We start from the raw sequence: 15,826 nt of genomic DNA on the forward strand, positions 1-15,826 counted from the left end.
ATGCGCCCCCTGCGATCAGAACGCGTGCAGCGGCAGGTTCACGACCAGGCGGTACTCGGTGTTCGTCGCATCCGAGTAGTGCGCCGAACCGGCGTGCCACATTGCGATGAACGTGACCTTCGTGTCCTTCAGCTTGCCGCTCTGGAACGTGTACGACGGGATGAAGCCGAACTCGTGGTGACGGCCCTGCACCGGCGCGCCGTTGCTCCAGTAGATGCTCGACTTGCTCGGGTCGTTCGCCGCGCCCGCGCTGCCGTCCGCGCCCCAGCCCGTCACGCCCCAGACCATCGCCTTGAAGCCCGGCAGGCCCGCTTCCTTGCCGTAGAACGTGTAACGCAGCTGCAGCGACTTTTCGTGCGGCGCGTTGTAGTCGACGTCCATCGAGTTGGTCAGGAAGATGCCGTTCGTTTCGTTCAGGTAGTCGAAGAACTGGTCGCCGAGCACCTGCTGGAAGCCGAGCAGCAGCTCGTGCGGGCCGTGCTGCGCGGCCACCGACAGGCTGTACGCGTTGTTGTTGATCTTGCCTTGCAGCGCATCGCCCGTGTCGTGCGTCGAGTAGACGTTGCCGAAGCCGGTCCACTTGATCGTCTGCGGGCTGCCGATGCTGTGCTTCACCGACGCGTAGTACTGGTGCCACACGTCGTCGGCCTGGTTCGCGTACAGCGCGACTTCGCCGTTCGGCGAGTAGTCCCACGTGCCGCCGACGTACGACAGGCGGTTGATGCGCGTGCCGCCGTATTGCGTGGTCAGGTTGGTGAGCGTCGTGTGACCGCGCGCGTCGGTCTTCGTGAAGCTGCCGGCCTCGAGCATCACGTTCTTGAATTCATTGCTGACGAGGGTCGCACCGAGGAACGTCGGCGGCAGCGCACGGTTGTCGTGCTGCTCCATGAACGGGTTGTCGACGGCCTGCAGACCGTACTTGACCACCGTGTTCGAGATGCGCGCCTTCACGTCGTAGATGCCGGGATAGGCCCATGCGAGCTGGTTGCCGCCACCGCCGCCCTTCGCGATGTGCACCATGCTGCCGGCGCCCTGACCGCCGTCGAGTTTCAGCGCCGCATACAGCGACGCGTCGAAACCGATCCCGATCAGGCCCGTCGTGTAGCCCGACTCGAAGTTCGCCATCGCGCCCTGGACCCACGCGTGACGATGCGGGCCGCCCTTGTTGTCGAGCACGTCCGCATAGTTGCGGAACAGGAAGTCGAGATGGCTGTCGGCAATGAAGCCCTTCGACTTCGACTGCGCCGACGGCTCGTCGGGCGGCGTAACGGCCTGCGTTGCTTCGGCGTTGACAATGGCGTTCGGGGTCGTTGCCTGCGCAACGGTCGTGCCGGGCGCGGCCTGCGCGACCGTCAACGGTGCGGGGGCCGCGTCGTCGGCGTGCGCGACGCCCGTCAGCGAGACGCCGGCAAGCGCCGGCAGCCCCCATGCAAGCAGCATTTTCGATGCCGTCCCGATCGTCTTCTGTTTTCTCATCGTCATTCTCGTCTTGTGTTGATATCGTCCACGCCGGTTGCGATCCGCGCCCGGCCCCCCGGCGCGCCCGGTTAAGGACGCGCCTGTATCCGCGGCGCGAAGATCGTTCGCGCCGCACCTACCCCTGTTGACCTGCCCTGGTTATGTTTGCTGCGTCACTTCACCTCACGCCACACCCGCGCGGATGCACGCGACACGCGCGGCCGACCCCTGCCGAACTTCCGGCAGCGGCACGTCCTGCGCGCACGCATCGATCGCGACCGGACAGCGCGTGCGGAACGCACAGCCGGACGGCGGGTTCAGCGGCGAGGGCATCTCGCCCGCCAGCAGCATCGGTCGGCGAGCACGCTCGCGCGCCGGCTCCGGCGTCGGCGCCGCATCGAGCAGCGCCTTCGTGTACGGGTGCTGCGGCACGCCGTACACGTCATGCCGCGTGCCGAACTCCATCACGCGGCCGAGATACATCACGAGCACCCGCTGGCTGATCGCCTTCACCACCGCCAGATCGTGTGCGACGAACAGATAGGACAACGACAGATCGCGCTGCAGGTCGCGCAGCAGGTTCACGATCTGTGCCTGGATCGACACGTCGAGCGCCGATACGGGTTCGTCGCAGATCACGAGCTTCGGCTCGCTGATCAGCGCGCGTGCAATTCCGACGCGCTGGCATTGCCCGCCGGAGAATTCGTGCGGATAGCGCAGCAGGTGATGCGCGTTCAGGCCGACGCGTTCGAGCATCGCGATCACGCGGCGGCGCACCTCGGTGCGGCCGAGGCCGGCCTGGTGCGTGACGAGCGGCTCCGCGACGACCTGTTCGATCGTCATGCGCGGATCGAGCGACGCGAGCGGGTCCTGGAAGATCATCTGCACTTCGCGCCGCATCGCGGTGCCGCGCAGGTGATCGGGCTCCACGGTCTGGCCGCGCCATTTCACGGTGCCGGCCGTCATCGGCACGAGGCCGATCAGCGCGCGCGCAAGCGTCGACTTCCCGCAGCCCGACTCGCCGACGAGCCCGACCGTCTCGCCGCGCTTCACGTCGAACGACACGCCGTCGACGGCGCGCAGCGTACCCTTCGGCGACCACGGATAGCCGCCGAGCGGCACGCGGAAATGCACTTTCAGACCGTCGACGGACAGCAACGTGTCGTCCGTCGCGCCGGCATGGCGGCGTTCATCGACGCTCATCGCAGACCTCCCGTCAGATCGGCCACGGGCCGGTGGCACGCGCGCACCGCGCCCACGGCGCCATAGGTTTCGAGCGCGGGGCGCGCCGCGCCGCAGCGCTCCTCCGCGTACGTGCAGCGCTTCGCGAACGCGCAGCCGGCCGGCGCGGTGCCGGGCATCGGCGGATTGCCGGGAATCGCGACGAGCGGCGCATCGTCCGCGTCGGTCAGGCGCGGCAGCGCGTTGAGCAGGCCGATCGTGTACGGATGCGACGGCGCCGCGAAGATCGTATCGGCCGGCGCGTATTCGACGGTGCGGCCCGCATACATGACCATCACGTCGTCCGCGAGGCCGGCGACCACGCCCATGTCGTGCGTGATCAGCACGATCGCGGTGCCGCGCTCGCGGTTCAGCTCGCGCAGCAGGTCGATGATCTGCGCCTGCACGGTCACGTCGAGCGCGGTGGTCGGCTCGTCGGCGATCAGGATTTCCGGCTCGGACAGCAGCGCCATCGCGATCATCACGCGCTGGCGCATGCCGCCCGAGAACTCGTGCGGATACATGCGGATGCGGCGCGCCGCGTCGGGAATGCGCACCGATTCGAGCGCCTCGATCGCGCGCTTCGTCGCTTCCTTGCGCGACAGCTTGCGATGCAGCTGCAGCGTTTCGGTCATCTGCCGCTCGATCGTCAGGAACGGATTGAGCGACGTCATCGGATCCTGGAAGATCATCGCGATCCGGTCGCCGCGCACCTTGTTCAACGCGCGCGCATCCATCGCGAGCAGGTCGTCGCCGCGATAGCGCGCGGCGCCGCTCGTCGCGCCGTTACCGGCCAGCAGGCCGAGCATCGCCATCACGGTCTGGCTCTTGCCCGAGCCCGATTCGCCGACGATGCCGAGCGTCTTGCCCGCTTCGAGCGAGAACGACACGCCGCTCACGGCGTCGACGGGCGGCGCGTCCTTGCGCGTGAAGCGCACGCCCAGGTTGTCTACTTCGAGTAATGCGGCCATCTTCAGCGATCCTTCGGGTCGAGCGCGTCACGCAGGCCGTCGCCGACGAAGTTCACGCAGTAGAGCGTCACGCACAGCATGACGGCCGGGGCCAGCAGCAGCCACGGCATCGATTCCAGTTTCTGCGCGCCGTCCTGGATCAGCACGCCCCAGCTCGTCATCGGTTCCTGCACGCCGAGGCCGAGGAACGACAGCACCGATTCGGTCAGCACGATGTTCGGCACCGAGACCGTCGCGTACACGACGACCACGCCGAGCAGGTTCGGCACGATGTGGCGCCGCACGATCGTCGCCGGCGACACGCCGATCGCGCGCGCCGCATCGACGAACTCGCGGCTGCGCAGCGACAGCGTCTGGCCGCGCACGACGCGCGCCATGTCGATCCACGAGAACGCGCTGATGGTCAGCACGACCAGCATGAACGAGCGGCCGAACAGGGTCATCATCAGGATCGCGATCAGCAGGTACGGGATCGCGTACATCATGTCGACGATGCGCATCATCACGGAGTCGACGCGGCCGCCCGCGAAGCCCGCGGTCGCGCCCCACACGACGCCGAACAGGCCCGACACGAGCGTGCCGAGCAGGCCGACCTCGATCGACACGCGCCCGCCGATCAGCGTGCGCACGAGCAGGTCGCGGCCGAGTTCGTCGGTGCCGAGCCAGTGCTGGTTCGCCCAGGTCGGCGGCAGGCTGATGGCGCCCCAGTCGCTCGCGGCGGGATCGGCCGCGAGCAGCCACGGGCCGACGAAGCACGCGAGCGTGATCAGCGCGAGCAGCACGAGGCTGAACACGGCCGCACGGTTGTGAAGGAAGCGCGCCATCGCGAGCGCGAGCGGCGAGCGCGAACGCGGCGGCGAGTCGGTCTGCACGGGCAGGCCGACGACGGGAGTAGTCGGAGTCATCGCTGTGCCTCGCTCAATAACGGATGCGCGGATCGAGCCACGCGTAAGCGAGGTCGACCAGCAGGTTGAACAGCACCGCGCAGACGGTCGTCAGGACGACGAGGCCGAGCACCAGCGTGTAGTCGCGGTTGATCGCGCCGTTCACGACGAGCTGCCCGACGCCCGGCAGCGCGAACACCGATTCGGTGACGACAGCCGCGGTGATCGACGTGATGCAGACCGTGCCGAACAGCGACACGACCGGCATCAGCGCGGGCTTGAGCGCGTGGCGCAGCACGATCGTCGAGCCCGGCAGGCCCTTCGCGCGCGCGGTGCGGATGTAGTTGCTCGACAGCGTCTCGATCATCGAGCCGCGCATCACACGCGCGAGCAGCGACACGTTGATGAGGGTCAGCAGCGCGATCGGCAGCAGCCGGTACTGCCAGCCGCCGTCGCCCCAGCCGCCCGCCGGCAGCCAGCCGTTGCCGGCCGACGTCTTCAGCAGGATCGCGAAGATCCACACCATGACGGGGCCGAGCACGAACGGCGGCACGACGTTGCCGAAGTTGCCGATCAGCATCACGAAGCGGTCGATCACGCTGTCGCGGCGCACGGCCGCGACGGTGCCGAGCAGCACGCCGAGCACGATCGAGATCGGGATCGACACGCCGCCCACGCCGAGGCTCACGGGCAGCGCCTTCTTCACGAGATCGTTCACCGACCAGTCGACGTAGCGGAACGACGGGCCGAGATCGCCGTGCAGCAGCGCGCCGAGATACAGCAGATACTGCTTCCACAGCGGCTCGTCGAGGTGGTACTTCGCGTTCAGGTTCGCGAGCGTTGCCGCGGACAGCTGCTTGTCCGAATCGAACGGGCCGCCGGGCGTGAAATGCAGCAGCAGGTAGCAGACGGTGATGACCGCGAGGATCGTCGGCACCGCCCACAACGTGCGCCTCAGTGCGTAAGCCAGCATGATCGCTCCGCTCAGTGCTTGATCAGGTACATTTCCTGCGAAGCACGCATGTCGATCACGTTCTTCAGCGAATAGCCGCCCACGTAGGGCTTCACGAGACGGTCTGCCGAGTACTGGAACAGCGGCACCATCGGCGTGTCGTTCATCGCCGTGTCGTGCGCCTGCGTGAGCAGCGCGGCGCGCGCCTTGTCGTCGAGCTTCTGGTTGCCTTCGTCGACGAGCGCATCGGCCTGCTTGTTGCAGTAGCCGACGGTGTTCTGCGCGCTGCCGCAGCGGATCAGGTCGAAGAAGGTCATCGCGTCGTTGTAGTCGGCGAACCAGCCGTCACGCGCGATCTGCACCTTGCCGTCGTGCCGCTGCTTCATCAGCACCTTGAATTCGACGTTCTCGAGCTTCGTGTTGATGCCGAGCTTCGTGCGCCACTCCGATGCGGCGAACAGCGCGACCTTCTTGTGCAGGTCGTTGGTGTTGTACGTGAGCGTGAACGACAACGGCTTCGCGTCCGAGTAGCCGGCCTGCTTCAGCAGGTCCTTCGCGGCCGCGACGCGCTTGGCCATCGGCCACGACGCCCATTCCGGCGTAAACGGCTGCTGCACGCCCTTCGTGCCGTTCGGCATCAGCCCGTACATCGGCTTCTCGCCGGCCTGCGTGAGCTTCGACGTGAGCACCTCGCGATCGATCACCATCGACAGCGCCTGGCGCACGCGCTTGTCCTTCAGCGCCGCGTCGCTGTTGTTCAGGTAGTAGTAGTAGGTGGCGAGCTGCAGGCCCTGGCGAAGCTCGCCGCCGAACTGCTTGCTGACCTGCTGGAAGATGCCCGACGGGATCGAGTAGCTGTAGTCGATCTGGCCGGCCTGGTACATGCGCATCGCGGTTTCGTCGCTTTCGATCGGCAGGTACGTGACCTTGTTGATCACGACCTTCGGCGCGTTCCAGTACTTCGCGTCCTTCGCGATCACGATGCGGTTGTTCGGCTGCCAGTCGACGAGCTGGTATGCACCGTTGCTGACGAGGTTGCCCGGGCGCGTCCATGCGTCGCCGAACTTCGCGACCACGTCCTTGTTCACCGGCACGAGCGGCGCCATCGCGGTCAGTTCGGGGAAGAACGCGACCGGCACGTCGGTCGTCACTTCCAGCGTGTACGGATCGACGGCACGCACGCCGAGCGTCGACGGCGCGGCCTTGCCCGCGATGATGTCCTTCGAATTCTTGATGAACTCGACGAGGATCGTGTACTTCGAGCCCGTCTTCGGATCGACGAGGCGCTGCCACGAATAGACGAAATCGGCAGCCGTCACCGGCTGGCCGTTGCTCCACTTCGCGTCGTGGCGAAGCTTGAAGATCCATGTCTGCGGCGTCTTGCGCTCCCACGACAGCGCGACGCCCGGCACGACCTGACCGGCGGCATCGAGGCGGGCGAGCCCTTCGAACAGGTCGAGGCCGATCGTGTTGCCGGTCCACGATTCGATGTGCGCCGGGTCGAGCGACTCGACCTCGGCGGGCACCTGTCGCGTCAGCTCCTGTTGGGGCGCGAGCACAACGTTCGACGGAACGGTTACGGCGTGGGCGACGGGCGTCGTCAGGGCGAGCGCGGCCAGCACGGCCGACATGGCATGCAAGGATTTCATCGTGGCAGTCTTGAGAAGGGTTGTTCGGCGAGCGTCGCGCGGCGGATGCCGCGGCTTACGCGTGAGACGCTGACGGGTGCAGCGATTGAGGAGGCCCGTGATTCTCGTATAGCATCTTAGTATTCCTTACGTTTCTTTCGACAGGCATTCCGTCTTCGAAACGAAGGAATACCTGTGCGTTAGAACAGCCTCGGCGTACCGACCCAGACCACCACCGACTCGACCTTCGCGGTGTTGACCCAGCTGTGCGGGACCGTCGACTGATAGTGCGAGCTGTCGCCGGCCTGCAGGACGAACGTCTTGCCTTCCAGCGTCAGCGACACTTCCCCTTCAATCACATACAGGAACTCCTCTCCTGCATGGGTCGTCACCTCGGACCGCTTCTGCCCCGGCGGCATCCTCACGAGGATCGCCTCCAGCTGGCGCCCTTCGGATACGTTCGTCAGCCTCGCGAACAGGTTCGCCGAATCGGCAAACCCGAAGAAGCGCAGCTGCTCGCCTCGGCAAACCGAGCGTTCCTCGCTCGGCGTATCCACGAAGTACTGCACCGTCACACCGAGCGCGTGCGCGATACCGGCCAGCGACGTCAGCGACGGCGACGCGAGCCCGCGTTCGACTTGAGACAGAAACGGCTTCGAAATACCCGCGGCTGTAGCGGTGTCGTCGAGCGTGCGCTTCAGTCGTTGGCGCAACGCGCGAATCTTGCTGCCCAGCGCGGCGGCAGCGTCTGCGGACCGCGAGTTTTCAGTGGGGGGAACCATAGCAGGCCGAAAAGTGGTCGTCAAAAAATGTTTGATGGAAAATAACTAAGTTAGAACGATATAGCTTAGTCTTCGGGTTCGTACACGTCTTCGGTGTTGAGCCCGGTGCACTAAACGGGACACGAAGCGAGCGAAACGACGCGCTATCTTGCCAGACTCGCCGGCTTCACAGGCAAGCTGCAAGCGGCTCTCCGGGAATCTTCGGATAGCCTGCGCAAAAGCTTACAACTAGATGATGAGACGAATAATCCTGAAAGCTACTGCCATATTAGGAGTTTCCCTAAGTGGCAGATACCTGACGCACCGGACCGGCAGCCGTTACCATGCGCGCGCCGGTCGGGGTCCTTCGCCGCCATACCAGACGGTGTCCGACCCCGGCCCGGGCTAACCGCCCGACTGTTCCATCGCCAGCGCAAAGCCTACCCGGCGCATTGTGCACCGGCGCCAGTTCGACCCAAGACGACGCGCGATCCGTGCCGTCCGTTTCAAAACGAGATTGATGATGCAACCACCTGTTTCACAAACCCGATCGTTCACGACGGTCTTCCTCATCGAAATGTGGGAGCGTTTCGGCTACTACGGTATGGCCGCGCTTCTGGTCCTCTTCATGGTCGACCGGCTCGGTTTCACCGACAGCCACGCGAACCTGACCTGGGGTGCGTTCACCGCACTCGTCTACGCCGCGCCGTCGATCGGCGGCTGGATCGGCGACAAGGTGCTCGGCGCCCGCCGCACGATGATCATCGGCGCGTCCGTGCTGTGCGCCGGCTACCTGATGCTCGCGGTACCGAACGATCACCTGACGTACATGTATGCGTCGCTCGGCGTGATCGTCGTCGGCAACGGCCTGTTCAAGGCGAACGCGGCGAACCTCGTGCGCCGCATCTACGAAGGCGACGACGCACGCATCGACAGCGCGTTCACGATCTATTACATGGCGGTCAACATCGGCTCGACGGTGTCGATGCTCGCGACGCCGTGGATCAAGGATCACTGGGGCTGGCACACCGCGTTCGCGGTCTGCTGCGGCGGCATGCTGCTCGCGATCCTCAACTTCATGCTGATGCACCGCACGCTCGCGCACGTCGGCTCGCAGCCGGACGACCAGCCGATTCGCTGGAAGCGCCTCGGCGCGGTCACGCTGGGCGGCATCGGGCTCGCGCTGATCACGCTGTACGTGCTGCAGCACAAGCAGCTCGCCGTCGCCAGCGTGTGGACGGCCGCGTTCGCGATCCTCGCGATCTTCGCGTACATGATCGCGAAGTCGGAGCGCTCGGAGCGCGCGGGCCTGATCGCGGCGCTCGTGCTGATCGGCCAGGTGATCCTGTTCTTCATCTTCTACGTGCAGATGTCGACGTCGCTGACGCTGTTCGCGCTGCGCAACGTCGATCCGCGCTTCATGCTGTTCGGCACGACGCTGTTCACGTGGAGCGCCGCGCAGTTCCAGGCGCTGAACCCGATCTGGATCATGCTGCTGAGCCCGGTGCTCGTGTGGGTGTACAACGCGGTCGCGAAAGGCGGCCGTGACCTGCCGGTCGCCGCGAAGTACGCACTCGGCTTCGGCGCGGTGGCCGCCGGCTACCTGGTGTTCACGATCAGCGGCCGCTATGCGATCGACGGCCGCGTGTCGTCGTGGTTCATGGTGTGGGGCTACGGCCTCTACTCGCTCGGCGAACTGCTGGTGAGCGGCCTCGGCCTCGCGATGATCGCCCGCTACGTGCCGGCGCGCATGAGCGGCTTCATGATGGGCGCGTACTTCGTCGCGACGGGCGTGTCGCAGTATCTGGGCAGCGTCGTCGCGAACTTCGCGCAGATGCCGTCGCACGAACTGCCGCCCACCGAATCGCTGCCGCTCTACCTGTCGCTGTTCGAGAAGCTCGGCTGGCTCGCGGCGATCGGCATGCTGCTCGCGCTGCTGCTGCTGCCGCTGATGAACCGCCTGTCCCGCCAGCATCAGCGCTGCACGGAAGAGCGTCGCGAAGAAGCGCTGCAGGCGCAGGCCGTCGCCGGCGCGCAGTAAGGGCTATCCCTCGGCGTGCGGCATACACGCCACATTCTCCCGCCGGTTACGCGAACGCGTCCTACACTGGTTGCAGGACGCGCCTGCCCTTCGCTCGGCGCGCACTGGCGGGAGAAACCCATGAAAAACAGAACGACGCGGCTGCTGCGGATACTGTCGGACATCCGGCACGCGCAGCGCTGCACCGCGATACGCGCCGCCCGGGCCGCGGCCGAAGCCGACGCGGTCCTCGCGGAACGCGACGATCCGGCGCCGGACGAACGCGACGACGCCGAATCCGACGACACCCCCGCCGTGCCCCGCTCCCGTATCGACTCACCTCACTGACGCCGTGCGGCACGCACCGTGCCGCCTGCACCGACTGCCGCCGCGCTCACGCGGCCGCGCCGCGCCACCGCGCAAACCACGTTCCCGAACCGGCCACGACCATCATCAGCCCGAGCGCGCACGCATCGGCCGCGAGGCCGACGCCGACGTGCCGCAGATCCGCGCTGCGCGCAACGGGATGCAGCAGCGAATCGATGACGAGCGAAATCGCCGCGCCCGCGACGAAGCAGATCAGCCCGCGCTGGCCCACGGCCACGACGGGCCGCACCGCCTGCGCGATCCGCGCGATCCAGCCCAGGCGCACGCAATCGGCCATCAGCCACGCCACGGCCGCGAAGCTCACGACGCGCGGCAGCGCGAGATCGCGCTTGAACACGCCTTCTGGCAGCGGCAGCCCCGAGCACAGCTTGTAGCTCGCGCAGCCGAGCACGACCGCGCACGCGACGCCCGTCGCCGCGGCGCCCCACCGCCCGAGCGCAATGCGCCGGTAGAACGGCTGGCAGCGCGCGAGCACGCCGGCGACGAACATCAGCTGCCACGCGAACGGATTGAAACTCCAGCGGAATCCGTCGGTATCGAGCAGCTCGGGGCCGAGCCAGCCCGCCGCGGCCCACGACACGATGCTCAGCGCGACGAGCAGCCACGGATGCCGGCGCGCGAACGGCACGAGCACCGGCGACGCGAGCGCGAACAGCACGTACATCGGCAGCACCGATGCGAGATACGGCTGGCGCTGGAAGGTCAGCAACTCGGCGGCGCCCGTGAGCGGCGACGCGAGCATCACGCTGACGTCGTCGAGCGCGAGGTTCGGCGCGTCGATTCCGTAGTGGTCGAGCACGGCCGACACGACGAGCATCAGCGTCGACGTCGCGAGAAACGCGCGGTAGATCTGCATCGCGCGCCGCACGAAGCGCTTTTGCGCGGCGCGCGCGCCGTGCCGTTCGGCGATCGCGCCATAGGCGCTCGCGGTCGCGAAGCCGCCGAGAAAGACGAAGACTTCGGCCGCGTCGCATAAAGCGAACGCGTGCAGCGTGACGCGCGACAGCACGCTCGCGCCGATGTGATCGACGACGATCATCAGCAGCACGATGCCGCGGAAGAAATCGACTTCGATCAGGCGGCCGCCGCGCGACGACTGAACCGGGGCGGGCGGCACGCTCAACGCCATGAGCGCACCCGCACAACGGCGATGCGGCATGCACCGCGGAAGGGATCGGGAAAGAGAAGGCGAGCGGAATCGGCGGCGATACGCGTATGCCCGCATCGCGCCGACGCGGCCGGCCGCGCACGGAGATGACCGTTCATCGAAAAAGGCTGCATACGAAGGGAAGTCGGTCAGGCCAGTCTAATGGCCGATCGGGGGAGACCCTAAGTAACAAAGTGCAACCGAATCTTCTGTTCGATTACACGCGCGAGCCTTGCGGGACAAAGCAGGCAGCGTCGCCAGACTCGTGTCAGCGCGACGCCAGTTTGCGGTCAGCAACGACGTGTTCGACCACTGCGGGCGGCTGTTTTGCGAGCCGCGACGAGACGCGACACGACACGCCGCAGGCAGCCGCCGCGACGCGACCGGCGCTCATCCGCGCGCGGGCAGGCGCCGCATCAGCAGCGCGCTGTGCCACGCGGTCAGCGCGACGGCGACCCAGATCGGCCCGTACGTCGCGAGCTTCGCGACGCTCAGCGTCTCGCCGAGCAGCAGCAGCGACACCGCGACGAGCAGCACCGGCTCGACGTAGCCGAGAATCCCGAACAGCGCCATCGGCAGCATTCGGCTCGCCTTCAGGTAGCTCGCGAGCGCGAGCGTGCTGAGCACGCCGAGCCCCGGCAGCAGCACGGCCCACAGCACCGGATGGTCGGCCACGCGCGTCGTGCTCGTCGCGACCATCGCGAACGCGATCGGGCACAGCAGCGCGATCTCGACCGCGAACGCGGCGAGCGAATCGGCGTTGATGCGCCGGCGCAGCACGAAATACGGCGGATAGCCGAGCGCGACGACGAGCGTCGGCCACGCGAACGCGCGGGTCGCCCACACTTCGTGCGCGACGCCGAGCGCGGCGCACGCGACCGCCGCCCATTGCAGCGGATCGAGCCGTTCGCGATAGTAGAAGCGGCCGACGAGCACCATCGTCAGCGGCAGCAGGAAATAGCCGAGCGACACTTCGAGCATGCGCCCGTGCAGCGGCGCCCACAGGAACAGCCACAACTGCACGCCGAGCAGCGCGGCGCTCACCGGCAGCGCAATCAGCAGACGCCCGTCGCGCACGCTCCGGCGCAGCAGATCGACGAGCATCGGCCGGCGGCCGCGCAGCGCGATCAGCGCGAGCGCGCCCGGCGCGGTCCACAACACGCGCCACGCGAAGATGTCGAGCCCCGTGAGCGGCGCAAGCAGTTTCGCGTACGCGGACATCAGCGCGAACAGCATCGACGCCGCCACCGACAGCACGAGGCCGCGTCCGGCCTCCGGATACCCCGTCATGATCGTCGCGCGCCGCTTACTGCTGCTGGAAGCGCTCGAAGCGCCTTTCGGTCCGGCGTTCCTCGAACGTCACCTCGGTCACGCGCGCGGCCGGCGGCCCGTGGCGCAGCCACGCGAGCATCCGGTCGATCTGCGCGCCGGGGCCCTGGATCATCGCCTCGACGGTGCCGTCTTCGAGATTCGCGACCCAGCCGCGCAGCTTCAGCGCATGCGCTTCGCGCACCGTCGCATGACGGAAGCCGACGCCCTGCACGACGCCGCGCACCCGCACGTAGTAGGTCTCGATCCGTTCGTCCAGTTCATTGCGGCTCATCGCGTCGCCCTCCCGTTGCATTCAAGCCCGGCATTGTAGTCGCGTCGGCCGCTTCGCACACGGGCCGGGGCCGGTGCAGATCCGTCATGGCGCGGCGTCGCCGCGCGCGCCGACCACGTACAATCTCGCCGACGCTCAACCGCCGCGCCGCCCGCGCGCGGCTCCGAAGGAAACGCATGACTGATACCTCCCGCGATCTCGTTCTCGTCACCGGCGCGTCCGGTTTCGTCGGCTCGGCCGTCGCGCGCATCGCGCAGCAGAAAGGCTATGCGGTGCGCGTGCTCGTGCGCCCGACCAGCCCGCGCACGAACGTGGCGGATCTCGACGCCGAGATCGTCACCGGCGACATGCGCGACGAGGCGTCGATGCGCGCCGCGCTGCGCGGCGTGCGCTACCTGCTGCACGTGGCCGCCGACTACCGGCTGTGGGCGCCCGATCCCGACGAGATCGAGCGCGCGAACCTCGAGGGCGCGGTCGCGACGATGCGCGCGGCGCGCGCGGAAGGCGTCGAGCGGATCGTCTATACGAGCAGTGTCGCGACGCTGAAGGTGACGAGCGCCGGCGATCCGTCCGACGAAAACCGGCCACTCACGGCCGAGCAGGCGATCGGCGTGTACAAGCGCAGCAAGGTGCTCGCGGAACGCGCGGTCGAACGGATGATCGCCGACGAAGGGCTGCCGGCCGTGATCGTCAATCCGTCGACGCCGATCGGCCCGCGCGACGTGAAGCCGACGCCGACCGGCCGCATCATCGTCGAGGCCGCGCTCGGCAAGATTCCCGCGTTCGTCGATACCGGCCTGAACCTCGTGCACGTCGACGACGTCGCGCACGGCCACTTCCTCGCGCTGGAGCGCGGCCGGATCGGCGAGCGCTACATCCTCGGCGGGGAGAACCTGCCGCTGCAGCAGATGCTCGCCGACATCGCGCAGATGACGAACCGCAAGGCGCCGACGATCGCGCTGCCGCGCTGGCCGCTCTACCCGCTCGCGGTCGGCGCCGAAGCGGTCGCGAAGTTCACGAAGAAGGAGCCGTTCGTCACCGTGGACGGGCTGCGGATGTCGAAGAACAAGATGTATTTCACGTCCGCGAAGGCCGAGCGCGAGCTCGGCTACCGTGCGCGCCCGTACCGCGAAGGGCTGCGCGATGCGCTCGACTGGTTCGGCTCCGCGGGCTACCTGAAATAACACAAGGCGGCACGCGGCACGCCGCTTTGCGCACTTTGTTACACGTGCCGCTCGGCCCGGCACCGGTGCAGCGGGTAAAATCGCGGGTCTTACGCAGAGAAGACACGCATGAACCTGAACGATCAGATCGCTTCGCTCACCGTGGGCGTCGATCAGCTCCTCCACGATCACCACGCCGCGCAGCAGGCGGCCCGCAGCGCGGAAGCCTTCGCGCGCGCCGCGGCAGCGGAAGCCCAGGCGGCGGCGGAACGTCACGCTGCCGCGGAAATCGAAGCGCAAGCCGCCGCGCAGCGCCACACGGCCGCCGCCGCCGAGGCCGAAGCCGCGCAGCAGCGCCACGCCAGCGCGACCGCCGCGGCCGAAGCCGCCGCCCAGCGCCATACCGACGCCGCCGCACAAGCCGAAGCCGCCGTGCAGCGCCACGCGGAAGCCACCGCGCTGACCGAAGCGCTCGCGCAGCGTCACGCGGATGCGGAAGCCGCGTCGCAGCGCCATGCGGCCGCGATCGCCGAAGCCGAAGCCGCCGCGCAACGTCATCATGCGGCCGCCACTGCAGCCGAAGCGGCTGCGCAGCGCCATGCGGCCGCGACGATCGAAGCCGAGGCCGCCGCGAAGCGTCACGCGGAGGCGACCGCCGAAGCCGAAGCGGCCACGCAGCGTCATGCGGCCGCCATCGCCGAAGCCGAAGCCGCCGCGCGGCGCCACACCGAAGCGATCGCCCAGGCCGAAGCGCTCGCGCAGCAGCACACGCAGGCGATCGCGGAAACGCAGGCCGCCGCGCAGCGTCATGCCGACGCCACCGCCGAGGCCGAAGCCATCGCGCAACGCCATACCGAGGCGATCGCCCGGGCCGAGGCGGCCGCGCAACGCCACGCCGAGGCCGCCGCGCAGGCCGAGGCCATCACGCAACGCCACACCGAAGCGATCGCGCAGGCCGAAGCGGCTGCGCAGCACCACGCGAAGGCCATCGCCGACGCGGAGGCGCTGGTCGAGGCCGTCGTCAGCGAAGCCGCGACGAGCGCGGTTGCCGCGCCGGCCATTGCGGCCGAAGTCGTCGAACCCGCGCCGGCCGATACGCCTGCGGCGGAACCGGCCGCGATCGCGCCCGCGCCGGCCGCCGTCGAAACGGCAATCGTCGCGACGGCGCCAGCCGAAACGCCGGTTGAAGGCGAAGCCGAAGTCGTCACCCCCGCGCCGGCCCCGGCCGACAAATCGACGCTGCACGTGGCGCGTCCGTCGCAGAACGAACTCACGCTGACCATCAACGGCGAGTCGATCACGCTGCATCCGGAGCAGCTGGGCCAGCTGATCGAGGAACTCGCGCACGCGCGCGCGTCGATGCAGCCGGAGCCGCCGCCCGGCATCCCGGCCGGCTGGCGCTTCGTGACGACGAAGAACCCGATGATGGCCGTGCAGAAGCAGTCGAACGGCGACCGCCTGCTGGTCGCCCGCCACACGGGCTACGGCTGGGTGCCGTTCACGTTCTCGCCGGACGTCGTGATCCAGATGTACATGATGCTGACCCAGCGTTAACGACCGGCAAGTCCCACCGCCGAAAACGAGACAGCCCGACCGGTTCCCCGATCGGGCTGTCTGCTTTCCGGCTGTCG

At 67.8% G+C, this 15,826-nt stretch carries 14 protein-coding genes; 4 read left to right on the forward strand and 10 right to left on the reverse strand.

Features of this window, described 5'->3' with window-relative positions; all coding sequences use genetic code 11:
• Window positions 1-15 precede the first annotated feature (15 nt).
• The 7 genes from WJ16_RS32000 to WJ16_RS32030 form a co-directional block, all read right to left on the reverse strand.
• On the reverse strand, window positions 16-1,476 hold the full coding sequence (locus WJ16_RS32000) for an OprD family porin (RefSeq protein ID WP_069261256.1): 1,461 nt from the start codon (window positions 1,474-1,476) through the stop codon (window positions 16-18).
• Between the two features lie 165 nt (window positions 1,477-1,641).
• On the reverse strand, window positions 1,642-2,661 hold the full coding sequence (locus tag WJ16_RS32005) for an ABC transporter ATP-binding protein (protein WP_069260939.1): 1,020 nt from the start codon (window positions 2,659-2,661) through the stop codon (window positions 1,642-1,644).
• On the reverse strand, window positions 2,658-3,650 hold the full coding sequence (locus WJ16_RS32010) for an ABC transporter ATP-binding protein (protein WP_069260940.1): 993 nt from the start codon (window positions 3,648-3,650) through the stop codon (window positions 2,658-2,660). The genes WJ16_RS32005 and WJ16_RS32010 overlap by 4 nt, the downstream gene beginning before the upstream one ends.
• A gap of 2 nt (window positions 3,651-3,652) precedes the next feature.
• Entirely contained in the window at window positions 3,653-4,555 is a 903-nt protein-coding gene (locus WJ16_RS32015) for an ABC transporter permease (protein ID WP_069260941.1), read from the reverse strand.
• 13 nt (window positions 4,556-4,568) lie between these two features.
• Complete coding sequence (locus tag WJ16_RS32020) at window positions 4,569-5,507, reverse strand: ABC transporter permease subunit (protein WP_069260942.1); 939 nt, start codon at window positions 5,505-5,507, stop codon at window positions 4,569-4,571.
• 11 nt (window positions 5,508-5,518) lie between these two features.
• Window positions 5,519-7,135 carry a peptide ABC transporter substrate-binding protein gene (locus tag WJ16_RS32025; RefSeq protein ID WP_069260943.1) on the reverse strand — a complete coding sequence of 539 codons (1,617 nt, stop codon included), beginning with the start codon at window positions 7,133-7,135 and terminating at the stop codon, window positions 5,519-5,521.
• Window positions 7,136-7,314: 179 nt separating this feature from the next.
• Complete coding sequence (locus tag WJ16_RS32030; RefSeq protein WP_059238510.1) at window positions 7,315-7,896, reverse strand: cupin domain-containing protein; 582 nt, start codon at window positions 7,894-7,896, stop codon at window positions 7,315-7,317.
• Between the two features lie 499 nt (window positions 7,897-8,395).
• Here WJ16_RS32030 and WJ16_RS32035 point away from each other — a divergent pair, with 499 nt between their 5' ends.
• Together WJ16_RS32035 and WJ16_RS32040 are read left to right on the forward strand one after the other, a co-directional pair.
• A complete protein-coding gene (locus WJ16_RS32035; RefSeq protein WP_069260944.1) occupies window positions 8,396-9,916 on the forward strand; it encodes a peptide MFS transporter in 1,521 nt (506 codons plus the stop codon).
• 120 nt (window positions 9,917-10,036) lie between these two features.
• Entirely contained in the window at window positions 10,037-10,243 is a 207-nt protein-coding gene (locus WJ16_RS32040) for a hypothetical protein (protein WP_069260945.1), read from the forward strand.
• Window positions 10,244-10,289: 46 nt separating this feature from the next.
• On the opposite strand, the gene WJ16_RS32045 is transcribed toward WJ16_RS32040, so the two are convergent.
• The 3 genes from WJ16_RS32045 to WJ16_RS32055 all read right to left on the reverse strand — a co-directional run bounded on the left by WJ16_RS32045 (window position 10,290) and on the right by WJ16_RS32055 (window position 13,032).
• The gene (locus WJ16_RS32045; protein WP_069260946.1) at window positions 10,290-11,411 is read right to left on the reverse strand and encodes an OpgC domain-containing protein; all 1,122 of its coding nucleotides are present in this window, start codon (window positions 11,409-11,411) and stop codon (window positions 10,290-10,292) included.
• A gap of 408 nt (window positions 11,412-11,819) precedes the next feature.
• Window positions 11,820-12,719, reverse strand: coding sequence for an EamA family transporter RarD (rarD, locus tag WJ16_RS32050; protein ID WP_069260947.1), 900 nt, complete (start codon window positions 12,717-12,719; stop codon window positions 11,820-11,822).
• A gap of 16 nt (window positions 12,720-12,735) precedes the next feature.
• A complete protein-coding gene (locus WJ16_RS32055; protein ID WP_027781702.1) occupies window positions 12,736-13,032 on the reverse strand; it encodes an acylphosphatase in 297 nt (98 codons plus the stop codon).
• Between the two features lie 176 nt (window positions 13,033-13,208).
• Between WJ16_RS32055 and hpnA the strand changes: the two genes are divergently transcribed.
• The gene (hpnA, locus tag WJ16_RS32060; protein ID WP_069260948.1) at window positions 13,209-14,216 is read left to right on the forward strand and encodes a hopanoid-associated sugar epimerase; all 1,008 of its coding nucleotides are present in this window, start codon (window positions 13,209-13,211) and stop codon (window positions 14,214-14,216) included.
• A gap of 108 nt (window positions 14,217-14,324) precedes the next feature.
• On the forward strand, window positions 14,325-15,749 hold the full coding sequence (locus WJ16_RS32065; RefSeq protein WP_069260949.1) for a phage tail protein: 1,425 nt from the start codon (window positions 14,325-14,327) through the stop codon (window positions 15,747-15,749).
• The last annotated feature ends 77 nt before the right edge of the window (window positions 15,750-15,826 follow it).

Origin of the sequence: Burkholderia metallica, from assembly GCF_001718555.1 — a bacterium.
Taxonomy (GTDB): Bacteria; Pseudomonadota; Gammaproteobacteria; order Burkholderiales; family Burkholderiaceae; genus Burkholderia; species Burkholderia metallica.